Source organism: Rhizobium sp. WSM1328 (assembly GCF_057653715.1).
Genome location: NZ_CM172788.1, coordinates 3957391 through 3971207, shown reverse-complemented (window position 1 = coordinate 3971207; position 13817 = coordinate 3957391). Strand labels below are relative to the sequence as shown.

Below are 13817 nucleotides of genomic sequence, written 5' to 3'. Positions count from 1 at the left end.
CGGCGCGAACACTACCCCGTTTTCATGACGGCTCACAGATCGGAAAACACGAGCGGAATCGGCAACCCTAGAAGGATTGGCCGATGCCGGCGTAGATTCCGTAATCTGTGCCATCTTCGTACTTGTTCAGCGGCATGGCAAAATCAAGCCGCAACGGGCCGAAAGGCGTTGCATATCGTATTCCGGCGCCGGCGCCGGCGCGAATATCGGAAAAACCTGGAAAGGTGCTGTCCGATACGGTGCCGACATCGATGAAGGGCACGATGCCGATCGTATCGGTGATCTTGATGCGGGCTTCCAGCGAACCAGTCACATAGGAGCGGCCGCCGGTGGGATCGCCATTGTCGTTGTAGGGCGAGATTTCCTGATAGCTGTATCCGCGCACCGAGCCGCCGCCGCCGGCAAAGAAGCGCTGCGTGGCGGGAATGTCCCCAATGCTATCGCCGCCGATCAGGACGCCGGCGGCGACCTTGCCGGCAAGCACCACGCCGTCTTCCTGGCCGAACGGCAAGTAGCCGGAGATCGAGCCCTCGAATGCCGCATAGGGCGTGGCGTTGAAGATCTCGTAGCCGGGCTTTGCCGAGAGCGTCGCGCGATAACCCTCTGTCGGGTTGAACTTGTCGTCGCGTGCGTCGCGATCATATTGGATCGGCAAGGTGAAGGTCAGATAGTCGTTCGTGCCGAAGGCGTCGTCGTCGCGCTCCCAGCTGACCTCGCCGCTCGCGGAGATCGTGTCCTGGTCGGTCAGCTCGTAGGAAAGGCCGAGCGAGGCGGTGACGAGCGTGGCGTTATAGGCATCCGGATTTTCGGTCTTGGCGATGATGCCGGCCTTCAGCGTGGCGGCGGGGAAGAAGGCGCCGGGCTTGGTGAAGAGGATGCCGGCGGAATAGTCGAGGCTGCCGACATCCGTCGTTTCGCCAAGCCGCGAGACCGCTCCCTCGATCCTCAGCGTTTCGGCTTCGCCGAACAGGTTGCGGTGGCCCCAATAGCCCTGAACGCCGAAGCCGTCGGTGGTGGAATATTGCGCGCCGACGCCGAAGTAGCGTCTCTTGCCTTCCGAAACCTCGATCGTCATCGGCAAGGTGCCATCCGGTGCCAGCGCATCCCCTTGGTGGATGGTGACGCTCGAAAAGACGCCGAGGGCGCGAAGGCGTTCGCCAGCCTTTTTCAGCGCTTCCGGGGAATAGGCTTCGCCCTTGTTCAGCCGGGAATAACGCTGGATGAAAGCTGGCCTGACGGTCTTCTCGCCGGTGACTCCGACATCGCCGATCGGGGCGATGGGACCGCCTTCGGCAGCAAGGACGATATCGACGGTATCGCTGTTGTGATCGGCGACGACCTTGCGTTCGGTCAACTTGGCAAACGGCCGGCCTTCGCTCTTCAATTGTTGGACGATCTTGTCACCGGCCCTGATGATGGCGAGCGAGCCGGCCTGCGCACCGGGGGCGAGATCGTAATCGGCGGGATTATGGTTTGCGGCATCGCCGCCGAACTGGACCTCCCTGACCTTGAAAACGGGGCCGGGAGCAATGTCGACGGTAACGGGGATCGGCCCGGACCGGTCGAATGTCGGATTGGGCGGCAGGTCGTCGATATTCTTGCCGTCGATGGTGATCGTCACCAAGCCGCCATAACGGGCCTTTTCATACAGAGTGGCGATCAGCCGCTCACGGTCGTCGCGCGCCTTGACGACCACGCCGAGATCGCCGGACACCGGCTGCTTCTGGTCGCTGACGAGACGGGAACTGTTTTCCAGCGCTTCTTTCAGGTCGGGATCGGCGGTATCGGCTTTGAGGTCGACCTGGTAGCGCACCGGATCGGGCACCTGTTCGCCTTCGTCTTCTTCCTTACCGAAAATGGTGATGCCGAAAAGCTTGAAGGCGTAAGCGTCGCCGATCAGGACCGGTGAGAACGCAGCTGCCGCTGCGACCACCATCATGGTGCCTGTTCGCCGATACGCAGTACTTGTTTTCGGGCCTGTCCCTCTGATCCGCATCCGCCGCTTTTGGTTATGTCTACATTGAAGCTTCGTTGCCCAGCCGTGAACAGCTTAGCGACAAAATCGCGCGGGGTGTACCATTTTAAATTGCCAACGCGCTAATTTAGCACAAAAAATCCCGGACCTGTGTCCGGGATTTCCTGAATTTACCGATTTCCAAGTGCTCTCAGCGCGGGCAACTATCGATGTAGCGGCGGCCGTAGCGGTCGCGATAGTAGCACTGGCCGGGTTGTTCGGCGACGCTGCCGATGAGGGCGCCGGACACGCCGCCGATAGCGGCGCCGACTGCCGCGCCACGGACGTTGCCGGTGACTACGCCGCCGATGACGGCACCTGATGCAGCGCCGATGCCGGCGCCCTGCTGCGTCGGCGTGCAGCTTGCGATCGACAGGCCGATCAATGCGAGTATGACAACTTTCTTCATCTTTTTTCTCCGAGGTTGTTGCCCAGTGGGCAAAGGCCGTCCCTTTTATTTTTTGTCAGGCTAGACCGAAAACTATGTCGGAAGAAAGGGTTGTCCATCCGGTGTGCTGATTTTTTTGCGATCGGGCTGGGTCGCCTTTTGCTCGGTCCGCAAACTCGGCTGCCTTCTGCGGCATCAATTTCGTTGATCGCGGCTTGCATATTTTTTATCTGGAATCATTCAAAAATCTGGGCCTTTTGCCGCAGTTGATGTTAAAGCAAAGGGTAAGGATTGACGCGCGGACGTCCAGTCATCAAGAACATCCGCGCGATACTGGAGCATATGATGGATTTCGAAGCGTTTTTCAAAAACGAGCTGGACGGGCTTCATACCGAGGGCCGTTACCGCGTTTTTGCCGATCTCGAACGTCACCGCGGCAATTTTCCCCGCGCGACGCGTTACACCGCGGATGGCGAGAAGGAAGTCACGGTCTGGTGCTCCAACGACTATCTCGGCATGGGCCAGCATCCGAAGGTGATCGAGGCGATGAAGAACGCCATCGACCACTGTGGCGCGGGTGCGGGAGGCACCCGGAATATTTCTGGCACCAACCACCATCATGTCATGCTCGAGCGTGAGCTTGCCGACCTGCACGGCAAGGAAGCAGCGCTGATCTTTACGTCTGGCTATGTTTCCAACTGGGCAGCGCTTGGCACGCTCGGCGCCAAGATCCCCGGCCTGATCATCTTCTCCGATGCGATGAACCATGCCTCGATGATCGAGGGCATCCGCTATGCAAAGTGCGAAAAGGTGATCTGGAAGCACAATGACGTGGCCGATCTCGAAGCCAAGCTAAAGGCCGCCGATCCGAAGGCGCCGAAGCTGATCGCCTTCGAGAGCGTCTATTCGATGGACGGCGATATCGCCCCGATCAAGGAGATCTGCGACCTCGCCGACAAATATGGGGCGATGACCTATCTCGACGAAGTGCATGGCGTCGGCATGTACGGCCCGCGCGGCGGCGGCATCGCCGAGCGCGAAGGGCTGATGGACCGGTTGACCGTGATCGAAGGCACGCTCGGCAAGGCATTCGGGGTGATGGGCGGCTATATCGCCGCTTCGACGGCACTTTGCGACTTCATCCGCTCGTTTGCCTCCGGCTTCATCTTCACCACGGCGCTGCCGCCGGCACTTGCCGCCGGCGCCGCCGCCTCGATCCAGCACCTGAAGGTCAGCCAGTTCGAGCGCGCCCGCCATCAGGATCGTGTCCGCAAGCTGAGAGCACTGCTCGACCAGCGTGGCATTCCGCATATGCCCAATCCGAGCCATATCGTGCCGGTGCTGGTCGGCGATGCGGCCAAGTGCAAGTGGATCTCCGATCTGCTGCTCGACAATTGCGGCGTCTACGTCCAGCCGATCAACTATCCGACAGTGCCGAAGAAGACCGAGCGCCTGCGCATCACGCCGACGCCGCTGCATTCCGACGCCGATATTGCCCATCTGGTCGAGGCGCTGCATTCGCTCTGGTCGCGGTGCGCGCTCGCAAGGCACGTCGCCTGATTTTTCGATGATCGCTCGGTTCGAACCGTAGTTCAGGGCCTCCACTGGAGGTTCTGACAGCGATCGGTCTTGCTCCCGCAAGACGCTGCAACAAACCTCCCTTGCCCGTTTAAGGTCATCCGCTCTGCGCTTGGTCTTAAACCGATGACACATCGCAATCGGCCCGACCGATGCGCGTGGATCTTTTCCTGTGCTTGCGTCCTCCCGCAAGCTGCGTTGCCGATCCCAGCTTTAGAGTCGCATGAGAAAACCTTTTCTCACTTGACATGGAGATTGGTAAAAGCTTTTCTCAGGTCACTTCAGAAGGAGGATGTTCTGAACATATCGGGAGGAAAAAGAGGCAGGATCACCATCCACGAGGTGGCGGCGGCTGCCGCGGTGAGCATCTCGACGGCGTCGAAAGCTCTCAATGATACCGGCCGGATGGGGTCGGAAACGCGCGAACGGGTGAAACGGATCGCCGCCGAAATCGGATATCGGCCGAATGCGCTGGCGAGAGGTCTTCTCAGCAAGCGCAGCTTCACCATCGGGCTGCTGACGAACGACACTTACGGCCGTTTCACGCTGCCTGTCATGGCGGGTATCTCGGACGCACTCGTCGATCACGGCGTTTCGGTCTTCCTGTGCGCCATTGAAGACGATCCGGCGCTCGCCCAGATCCATGTCGATGCGATGCTGGACAAACAGGTCGACGGCATCATCGCGACGGGAAAACGCCTGGACCGGCGCCTGCCTGTCGATCTGTCGAATTTGCATGTGCCTGTGGTCTATGCGTTCACCGAGGGGGCGCAAAACAGTGTCACCTTCCGGTCGGACGACGAGCAGGGTGCGAAGCTGGCCGTCGAATGGCTGATGAAGATCGGACGGCGGCGGATTGCGCACATCACCGGGCCGCAGGATTTCTTCTCGGTGCGGGAACGTGCCGGCGCCTATCACGAGGTGGCCGGTCACCGCGAGCCGGTGCTCTACGGCGTCTGGTCGGAAAGCTGGGGGCATGATGCGGTCGAACAGCTTTGGAAGAGACCCGGAGAAAAACCGGATGCGCTCTTCTGCGGCAATGACCAGATCGCCCGCGGCGCTGTGGATGCGTTGCGCGAGCGCGGCGTCAAGGTGCCGCAGGACGTCTCGGTCATCGGCTTCGACAATTGGGAGATTGTCGCGGCCCAGACGCGGCCGCCGCTGACAACGGTGGACATGGAACTGAAGGAGCTCGGGCGGCAAGCCGGATTGACCGTGCTTGCACTTGCGGAAGGCCGGCCTGTCGAGCCGGGAGTGAGGAAATTGCCGTGCCGGCTGATCGTCCGGCAGTCATGCGGGGGAAAGCCCCCAAGGGAATGAGAACAAGAGAATGAGCAAAGGCGCGAGGAGATGCGCCATATCGGGAGGAGTGTCATGATCAAGCGTCTATTGGCTGCGACCAGCATCGCTACCTTATGTCTGGTGTCGGCCGCGTCAGCTGCCGAAAATGTCGAAATGTGGGTTCGCTCGGGGATTGGCGATGCCTTCAAGAAGGTCGTCGAAGCCTATAATTCCGGTCACGAGAACAAGGTCGTGATGACCGAGGTGCCGTTCTCCGAGCTGGTACAGAAATATGCGACGGCAATCGCCGGCGGACAGGCGCCGGATGCCTTGTCGATGGATCTCATTTATAATCCCGCCTTTGCCGCGGCCGGCCAGCTGGAAGACCTGACGGACTGGGCAAAATCCCTGCCCTATTTCAATTCGCTTTCGCCATCGCATGTTCGCCTCGGCACCTATCAGGACCGGATTTACGGCCTGCCGCTTTCGGTCGAAACCTCCGTCTTCGCCTGGAACAAGGATCTCTACAAGAAGGCCGGTCTCGACCCGGAAAAAGCGCCGGCGAATTGGGACGAAATTACCGCCAATGCTGAGAAGATCCGGGCGCTGGGTGACGATACCTACGGCTTCTATTTCTCCGGTGGCGGCTGCGGCGGCTGCATGATCTTCACATTCACGCCGCTTGTCTGGGGTGCCGGCGCTGATATTCTGTCGGCCGACAGCAAGACGGCGACGCTCGATACGCCTGAGATGCGCAAGGCCGTCGATATCTACCGCAACATGGTCAAGAAGGACCTCGTACCGGCGGGTGCCGCCAGCGACAACGGCGCCAACTTCCTGACCTTCACCAACGGCAAGATCGGCCAGCAAAGCCTCGGCGCCTTTGCCATCGGCACGCTGGTAACCGAGCATCCCGATATCAACTTCGGCGTGACCCTCATTCCTGGCGTCGACGGCAAGCCCTCGTCCTTTGCCGGCGGCGACAACTTCGTCATCACCAAGGGCACGAAGAAGATCGACGCGGTGAAGGAGTTCCTCGAATATATCTATTCGATGGACGGCCAGAAGATCATGGCGAAGTATGGCAGCCTGCCGACGCGCGGCGATATCGCCGACAAAGTGCTTGAGGGCCTCGATCCGCGCATGCAGGTCGGCCTGAAGGCGATCGGCGTCGCCAAGACACCCTATACGCTGCAGTTCAACGACCTGATCAACAGCGCCAACGGGCCTTGGGCCAGCTTCACCAACGCCTCGATCTTCGGCGACGATGTCGACGGGGCGTTTTCGAGCGCCCAGTCGGAGATGCAATCGATCATCGATAGCGGCCAATAACTCTCTCCCGGCCGCGGCCGGGGAGCGGTGGCAGCTTCCCGGCCAATTTCACTCGACAGATGCGGAGCGTTTTGATGACCGGTTCCGGTTCAGAGATTCTATTGCCTCGGCGCAAGCGACGGCGCCGATCGAACTGGCGCGGCCTCGTCTACATTGCGCCGGCCATGGCGCTGGTCATCGTCTTCTTCATCATGCCGGTTCTCTTCACCGGATGGATGAGCCTGCATAACTGGCCGCTGATGGGGGCGTCACGCTGGGTCGGTTTCAACAATTATGTCCGCATGGCCAACGACACCCGTTTCATGACGGCGCTGAATTTCACGGCCTATTATACCGTGATCGTCACCATCGCGATCTTTGCCATCGCCTTTCCGCTGGCAATCTTCGTCGAAAAGGAACGGCAGTTCGTCGGCGCCTACCGGACGATCATCTTCCTGCCCGTCGTGGTCGGCCTTGCCACCGCCTCACTGCTCTGGGTCTGGCTCGCCAATGTCGATAGCGGCTTCATCGGCCCGGCCTTGAAGGCGCTCGGCCTCGTCGAAAAGAGCCCCAATCTGCTTGCGACCTTCGACACCGCCTTTCTGACGGTAGTGGTGATGGTCGTCTGGAAAATCGCCGGCTTCACCATGATCATTCTTTTGACCGGGCTTCAGGCCATTCCGTCCGAGCTGACGGAGGCCGCCCGCATCGACGGCGCCGGCCGCTGGCAGCGTTTCCGGCATCTGACGCTGCCGCTGATGCGCAAGACGATCGCATTGGCGCTGATCGTCTCCGTCACCGGTTCGATCCTCGCCTTCGACCAGTTCTACATCATGACGTCGGGGGGACCGCAGAACAAGATGATCTCGGTGGTCTACTACATCTTCAATCAGTCCTTCGTGTCGTTCAATCTCGGTTATGGCGCAGCGCTGTCGATCGTGCTTCTCGCCATCCTGGTGGCGATCAGCATCGTGCAGCTCTGGCTGCTTCGCGTCGGGGAGGAGCGTCCATGACCACGTCAAGGGAACGCCGCGCGCGCAAGGCCATTCGGACGAAGTCGGCCTATCATCTGACCGGCATCGCTATCTCGATCTTCTTTCTCGCCCCCTTCGTGATCACGCTGTTGTCGTCCTTCCGGCATGGCACGGAGGCCAGCCTGCCGCCCTTGCCGCCATGGCCGACCTCAGGCGTCAGCATCGATTCCTACGCGCTGCTCGACACGTTCGGCGCCGGTATCTGGCGGCACATGATCAATTCGCTGTTCGTTTCGGTCGCCACCGTGGTGCTCACCGTCGCTGTCAGCCTGCTCGCCGGTTATGGCTTCTCGCGCTATCGATTCCCGCTGAAGAATGCGCTCTTCGTGCTGATCATCGCGACGCTGATGATCCCGTTCCAGTCGATCCTGACACCGCTCTTCATCATCCTTGCAAAGCTCGGCCTCAACAATTCGCTGCTTGGGCTGACGCTCGTCTATGTGACGCTGCAACTGCCCTTCTCGGTGTTCATGATGCGCAACGCCTTCGACGCCGTGCCGAAGGAGATCGAAGAGGCTGCGCGCATCGACGGCGCGCGCGACCTCCGGCTTCTGGTGCGGGTTCTTCTGCCGCTGGTGCTTCCCGGTGTCGCGACGGTCGCGATCTTTGCCTTCCTCAATGCCTGGAACGAGTTTCTCGCTGCGCTGGTGCTGCTTTCCAGCAATGAGAAATACACCCTGCCGGTGCTGATGACGGCGGTTCGCGCCGGACGGCTCGGCGCCATCAACTGGGGAGCGGTCCAGGCCGGTGTCGTCGTCATGACGATCCCTTGCCTGATCGTCTTCCTGCTCCTGCAACGCTACTACATGCGCGGGCTGATGGCCGGCGCGGTGAAATGATCTTAGAGAAAGTGGAGCCTATGACCAAACCAAGCAATGACCGCCAGTTTCGTCCCGTCGCCGTTCCCGATGTGGAGCTTGGCGGCTTCTGGGGCAAATGGCAGGACGCCGTCTGCAATTCCACTGCCGAGACCCTGCTCGACCGCTGCGTCGAGGCCGGCATGCTCAAGGCGATCGATGTCAGCCAGCCGAGCCCGGGGGTCGTCATTCCCATTCAGCCATGGGGCGGGACGACGCAGATGTTCTGGGATTCCGACCTCGGCAAGTCGATCGAAACGATCGCCTATTCGCTCTATCGCCGGCCGAACCCGAAGCTCGAAGCGCGTGCCGACGAGATCATCGACATGTATGAGAAGCTGCAGGATGAGGACGGCTATCTGAACGCCTGGTTCCAGCGTGTGGAGCCGAGCCGCCGCTGGACCAATCTGCGCGACCATCACGAACTCTATTGCGCCGGCCACCTGATGGAAGCCGCGGTCGCCTATTATCAGGCGACCGGCAAACGCAAGCTGCTCGACATCATGTGCCGTTATGCCGATTACATGATCAAGATTTTCGGCCATCGCGAAGGCCAGATATCAGGCTATTGCGGCCACGAGGAAGTCGAGCTGGCGCTGGTCAAGCTCGCTCGCGTGACGGATGAGAAGAAATATCTCGAGCTGTCGAAATACTTCATCGACGAACGCGGCACCGAACCGCATTTCTTCACCGCCGAGGCAAGCCGCGATGGGCGCGATGTCTCCGAGTACCACCAGAAGACCTATGAATATGCGCAGGCGCACCAGCCGGTGCGCGCGCAAACAAAGGTCGTCGGCCACGCCGTGCGCGCCATGTACCTCTATTCGGGCATGGCCGACATCGCCACCGAATACAAGGACGACAGCCTGACGGCAGCGCTGGAAACGCTCTGGGACGATCTGACGACCAAGCAGATGTACATCACCGGCGGCATCGGGCCGGCGGCCTCCAACGAGGGCTTTACCGATTACTTCGATCTGCCGAACGATACCGCCTATGCGGAGACCTGCGCCTCGGTCGGGCTGGTGTTCTGGGCGAGCCGCATGCTCGGCCGCGGTCCGGATCGGCGCTATGCCGACATCATGGAGCAGGCGCTTTACAACGGCGCTCTGCCGGGGCTTTCGATCGACGGCAAGACCTTCTTCTATGACAATCCGCTCGAAAGTGCCGGCAAGCACCACCGGTGGAAATGGCACCATTGCCCCTGCTGCCCGCCCAACATCGCCCGGCTGGTGACGTCGATCGGCTCCTACATGTACGCCGTTTCGGATAACGAGATCGCCGTGCACCTCTATGGTGAAAGCACCGCGCGGCTGAAGCTTGCCAATGGCGCCGAGGTCGAACTCGAGCAGACCACCAATTATCCGTGGGAAGGTGCGGTCGCCTTTACCACCAGGCTGGAGAAGCCGGCGAAGTTTGCACTGTCGCTGCGCGTTCCGGACTGGGCTGATGGCGCAACCCTCAGCGTCAACGGAGAGATGCTCGATCTCAATGCCAATATGCGGGACGGATATGCCAGGATCGATCGTGAGTGGGCCGCGGGCGATCGTGTCGCCCTCTACCTGCCGCTGGCGCTTCGGCCGCAATATGCCAACCCGAAGGTGCGCCAGGATGCCGGGCGCGTCGCATTGATGCGCGGCCCGCTGGTCTATTGCGTCGAAACGACCGACAACGGCGAAGACCTCAACGCCATCGTCCTGCCGCGTGAGCTCTCCACAGCCGAAACCGTCGTGCTGAAGGATCTCAATGATGCCGTCGCCCTCGATCTCAAGGTCGAGCGCGAGGAAACATCGAACTGGGGAACAGCGCTCTACCGCAAGGCGCCGGCGGAAAGGCAGGTCGCCACCGCGCGTTTCGTGCCCTATCATCTCTGGGACAACCGCGCGCCCGGAGAGATGCTCGTCTGGGTCCAGTCGGACAGATAGGTCTTTTTGGGGATGACCAACGGTATGGGTAACAAGAGCGTCGTGCTCCAGGACGTGCGAAAAAGCTATGGCAATCTGCAGGTGGTCCACGGGATCGACCTGACGATCGCGGAGGGCGAATTCGTCGTCTTCGTCGGCCCTTCCGGCTGCGGAAAATCGACGCTTCTTCGCATGATCGCCGGCCTGGAAGACGTGACCGACGGGGAGGTCGAGATCAAGGGACGTGTTGTCACCGATCTCGATCCGTCCGAGCGCGGCATCGCCATGGTCTTTCAGTCCTACGCACTTTATCCGCATATGAGCGTGCGCGACAATCTGGCCTTCGGGTTGAAGATGGCGCGCACCAATGCCGCGGAGATAGAGACCCGCGTCAAGGCCGCCTCCGCGATCCTGAAGATCGACCATCTCCTCGACCGGCGGCCGGGACAGCTTTCCGGCGGCCAGCGGCAGCGTGTGGCGATTGGCCGGGCGATCGTGCGCAAGCCGGACGTCTTCCTGTTCGACGAGCCGCTGTCCAATCTCGATGCGGAACTGCGCGTTTCGATGCGCATCGAGATCGCCCGCCTCCACCGCGAACTCGGCAATACGATGATCTATGTCACGCACGACCAGACGGAGGCGATGACGCTCGCCGACAAGATCGTCGTGCTGCGCGACGGCCGCGTCGAACAGGCGGGAACGCCGCGGGAAATCTACGAGAATCCCTCCAATACCTTCGTGGCGGGCTTCATAGGCTCGCCGAGGATGAACCTGCTGAATGCCCGCTGGGGTGAGGGAGGCCTGGTCGAAGTCGCCGGCCGGCAGATCGAAAGCGGCCTGCCGCCGGCGAACAGACCGGTCGGTGGCGCGGTGACGCTCGGTCTGCGGCCGGAGCATCTGAAGGTCGCCTCCGACCCATCGGGCAGCCTGACGGCCAGGGTCGATTTTTCGGAATATCTCGGGGGAACGCAATATCTCTATTGCCAGCTTGCCGATGGCCAGTCGCTGACCGTCGAACATCGGTCACCGATCAGTATCGCGGCGGGCGAGCAGGTGAGCCTGCTGTTTGAACCGTCGGATTGCCGGTTGTTCGACGAGGGTGGCAACCGATTGCGCTAGCCAACAGCGGTCGTCAGGATCACAGGCGGGCGACCACTCCGCGATCGGGCGGTCTGAACTTCACTCGGCGATCGCTAGTGTCATGAGCTCTGCCGCCCTTTGCCGGGCCTGCCTGTCGGCGGCGAAGACATCGTCCATGCCGGAAGCCGGCGGCAGGCCGGCGAGGTCGTCCATGACCCTTTCGGTGATCTCGGCCATGGCAAGGAAAGACAACCGCCCTTCGATGAAGGCTTCGAGCGCCACTTCCTTGGCGCCGTTCAGCACTGCGCCCTGAACGCCGCCGCGGGTCATCGCCAGGCGCGCGAGCCGCAGCGCCGGAAACCGCACGTCATCCGGGGCCTCGAAATCCAGCCTGGCGAGCTTGGCGAAATCCAGCCGCTCCACCGGCAGGTTCGGCCGGCGCGGAAAGGACAGGGCATAACCGATGGCGGTGCGCATATCGGGCGCGCCGAGCTGCGCCAGCACCGACCCATCCGTATAGCCGACCATTGAATGGATGATCGACTGCGGATGGAAGATGACCTCGATCTGTTCGGGTCTGAGGCCGAAAAGGTGCCGGGCTTCGATCATCTCCAGCGCCTTGTTGAACATCGAGGCGCTGTCGATCGAGATCTTCAAGCCCATCGACCAGTTCGGGTGGGCGCGTGCGGTTTCCACCGTCACATTAGCCATGTCACGCAGCGAGGCGGCGCGGAAGGGGCCGCCCGACGCCGTCAGGATGACACGCTCGACGGCGTGGCGCTGGTTCTCTTCCAGAACCTGGAAGATGGCGTTGTGCTCGCTGTCGACCGGAAGCAGCTTGCCGCCGCCCGCGCGGATCGCTGCGATGAACAGATCGCCGGCCGATACCAGGCATTCCTTGTTGGCAAGGGCGATATCGGCGCCGCGGCGTGCGGCGGCAAGCGTCGGGGCCAGGCCCGCAGTGCCGACGATTGCCGCCATCACCCAGTCGGCTTCGCGGTCAGCGGCGTCCATCAGGCCGGACTTTCCCGAAGCGACGGCGATGCCGGTGCCGGAAAGTGCGCTCTTCAGTGATTCGTAATGGCGGTCGCTTGCCGTCACCGCCAGCCGCGCGCCGGATGATTTCGCCTGCCGGGCCAGCAATTCGACATTGCCGTTGCCTGTCAGCACGGAGATTTCGAAGTTCTCCCGTCCGCCCAGATGATCGACGACATTGAGTGTATTTTGGCCGATCGAACCCGTCGAACCGAAGATGCTGAGGCGCCGCGGCGCGCTTTTGCCGGTCATCATGTGGAATTTCGCGAAAATTTCTCTCGAGGCTCAGGCTCTACTAGGCTTTGGAGGGGGCGGCAAGTGTGCGGTGCAGCAGATTTCAACCCTTAAGGGGTTTACAGAACGGCGGTTGGATGTGATCCTTCTAACATTGCCTGAGGAATCGCGGTTCCGTTGCGGCCGGTTTCGGTCGCATGGCAAGTTGGGGCGCTGCGCGGCGTCCATCGAAGAACAGGCACTCGGTGCCGCCGGCCTTTCGGCCAAACATTAAGTCGAGGATGAAAACCGGGATGGACGGCTTGGCCGTAATCCCTCATCGCGTTCGCTTCGAGCGCTTTCATGTGCGCTGCTGCATCGACTCCGCGCAGCAGCCCTGTGGCAGGTCAAAACGTTTTACCTTCATGACGACATTCAAATTAGCATGCATTCTTTTCGCCATCTTGCCCTCGCTCACAGCCGCAGCGAAGGCGGACGACCTGGTGATCTGGTCGCCGGCCAAGCTTTCGGAACAGTCCTACAAGGCAACGATCGGGTTTCGCCTGCCGGCGGAATGGGAGACGAGCGCTGGCGCCGACATCGCGCTTGCCTCGACCAAGGGCGGGGCGCTGCTGCCCGATTCCGAACAGGCAATGCTTTGGGGCAGGATCATCAGGGCGAGCGTCACCCCGGCAAGCCGGTCACAGCAGGGTGCCAGCGTCAGCGTCGACACGCTGCGCGGCAGCGGCGCGCTGACCCTCAGCCGCTCGCGCAGCTGGATCCTCTCCGATTCGCTCGACATGCAATCGAGCCGGTCCATCAGCGTGCAATATGACGCGGTCGAGGCCCGGCAGGCTTCGGTGACGGCATCGCAGGCGCTGAAGCTGATCCATCCCTGGACGGGAACCTCGCTTTCAGCAGGGACGGGCATCAGCAATGCCAGCGGTGACTTCTCGAGCACGGTGGGGGTCAGCCAGGCCATTCTGCCGAATCTCAATCTCGATGCCTCGGTGAGCAATCCATTTTCAGGGGGTGAGGCGGGCAGCGTCAATCTCCGCTATCGCGTCAACTGGTAGCCGGTGCTGAACCAAACTCTGCCGACAGCGTTTCCTACGAGGTTTC

At 61.3% G+C, this 13817-nt stretch carries 11 protein-coding genes; 8 read left to right on the top strand and 3 right to left on the bottom strand.

Going from position 1 to position 13817, the window contains the following annotated elements; genetic code table 11:
* Positions 1–67: 67 nt before the first annotated feature.
* Both AC2444_RS19805 and AC2444_RS19800 read right to left on the bottom strand, forming a co-directional pair.
* Positions 68–1996: an autotransporter assembly complex protein TamA gene (locus AC2444_RS19805; RefSeq protein WP_171815702.1), complete on the bottom strand. Its 1929-nt coding sequence runs from the start codon at positions 1994–1996 to the stop codon at positions 68–70.
* 169 nt (positions 1997–2165) lie between these two features.
* Complete coding sequence (locus AC2444_RS19800; RefSeq protein ID WP_012759223.1) at positions 2166–2423, bottom strand: YMGG-like glycine zipper-containing protein; 258 nt, start codon at positions 2421–2423, stop codon at positions 2166–2168.
* Between the two features lie 324 nt (positions 2424–2747).
* Here AC2444_RS19800 and hemA point away from each other — a divergent pair, with 324 nt between their 5' ends.
* The 7 genes from hemA to AC2444_RS19765 all read left to right on the top strand — a co-directional run bounded on the left by hemA (position 2748) and on the right by AC2444_RS19765 (position 11486).
* Positions 2748–3962, top strand: a complete 1215-nt coding sequence (gene hemA / locus AC2444_RS19795; protein WP_012759222.1) for a 5-aminolevulinate synthase — start codon at positions 2748–2750, stop codon at positions 3960–3962.
* Positions 3963–4322: 360 nt separating this feature from the next.
* A complete protein-coding gene (locus AC2444_RS19790) occupies positions 4323–5300 on the top strand; it encodes a LacI family DNA-binding transcriptional regulator (protein WP_012759221.1) in 978 nt (325 codons plus the stop codon).
* Between the two features lie 54 nt (positions 5301–5354).
* A complete protein-coding gene (locus tag AC2444_RS19785; protein ID WP_012759220.1) occupies positions 5355–6593 on the top strand; it encodes an ABC transporter substrate-binding protein in 1239 nt (412 codons plus the stop codon).
* A 74-nt stretch (positions 6594–6667) separates the two neighbouring features.
* The gene (locus tag AC2444_RS19780) at positions 6668–7585 is read left to right on the top strand and encodes a carbohydrate ABC transporter permease (RefSeq protein ID WP_012759219.1); all 918 of its coding nucleotides are present in this window, start codon (positions 6668–6670) and stop codon (positions 7583–7585) included.
* On the top strand, positions 7582–8445 hold the full coding sequence (locus AC2444_RS19775; protein WP_012759218.1) for a carbohydrate ABC transporter permease: 864 nt from the start codon (positions 7582–7584) through the stop codon (positions 8443–8445). The genes AC2444_RS19780 and AC2444_RS19775 overlap by 4 nt, the downstream gene beginning before the upstream one ends.
* A 20-nt stretch (positions 8446–8465) precedes the next feature.
* Positions 8466–10388 (top strand): glycoside hydrolase family 127 protein, encoded by a 1923-nt coding sequence (locus tag AC2444_RS19770; protein WP_041935583.1) that lies wholly within the window; start codon positions 8466–8468, stop codon positions 10386–10388.
* A 24-nt stretch (positions 10389–10412) separates the two neighbouring features.
* Entirely contained in the window at positions 10413–11486 is a 1074-nt protein-coding gene (locus tag AC2444_RS19765; protein WP_171815701.1) for an ABC transporter ATP-binding protein, read from the top strand.
* A gap of 60 nt (positions 11487–11546) precedes the next feature.
* Here the strand turns inward: AC2444_RS19765 and dxr are convergent, their stop codons facing one another.
* Complete coding sequence (gene dxr / locus AC2444_RS19760; RefSeq protein WP_012759215.1) at positions 11547–12737, bottom strand: 1-deoxy-D-xylulose-5-phosphate reductoisomerase; 1191 nt, start codon at positions 12735–12737, stop codon at positions 11547–11549.
* 383 nt (positions 12738–13120) lie between these two features.
* On the opposite strand from dxr, the gene AC2444_RS19755 reads away from it, so the two are divergent.
* A complete protein-coding gene (locus tag AC2444_RS19755) occupies positions 13121–13771 on the top strand; it encodes a hypothetical protein (protein WP_080518578.1) in 651 nt (216 codons plus the stop codon).
* Positions 13772–13817 lie beyond the last annotated feature (46 nt).

What these genes read in the sequence shown, in the direction of transcription:
- AC2444_RS19800 (WP_012759223.1), bottom strand. Translation starts at nt 2,423, where the DNA reads ATGAAGAAAGTTGTCATACTCGCATTGATCGGCCTGTCGATCGCAAGC.
- dxr (WP_012759215.1), bottom strand. Translation starts at nt 12,737, where the DNA reads ATGATGACCGGCAAAAGCGCGCCGCGGCGCCTCAGCATCTTCGGTTCG.
- AC2444_RS19765 (WP_171815701.1), top strand. Translation starts at nt 10,413, where the DNA reads ATGGGTAACAAGAGCGTCGTGCTCCAGGACGTGCGAAAAAGCTATGGC.
- AC2444_RS19780 (WP_012759219.1), top strand. Translation starts at nt 6,668, where the DNA reads ATGACCGGTTCCGGTTCAGAGATTCTATTGCCTCGGCGCAAGCGACGG.
- AC2444_RS19775 (WP_012759218.1), top strand. Translation starts at nt 7,582, where the DNA reads ATGACCACGTCAAGGGAACGCCGCGCGCGCAAGGCCATTCGGACGAAG.
- hemA (WP_012759222.1), top strand. Translation starts at nt 2,748, where the DNA reads ATGGATTTCGAAGCGTTTTTCAAAAACGAGCTGGACGGGCTTCATACC.
- AC2444_RS19770 (WP_041935583.1), top strand. Translation starts at nt 8,466, where the DNA reads ATGACCAAACCAAGCAATGACCGCCAGTTTCGTCCCGTCGCCGTTCCC.
- AC2444_RS19755 (WP_080518578.1), top strand. Translation starts at nt 13,121, where the DNA reads ATGACGACATTCAAATTAGCATGCATTCTTTTCGCCATCTTGCCCTCG.
- AC2444_RS19805 (WP_171815702.1), bottom strand. Translation starts at nt 1,996, where the DNA reads ATGCGGATCAGAGGGACAGGCCCGAAAACAAGTACTGCGTATCGGCGA.
- AC2444_RS19785 (WP_012759220.1), top strand. Translation starts at nt 5,355, where the DNA reads ATGATCAAGCGTCTATTGGCTGCGACCAGCATCGCTACCTTATGTCTG.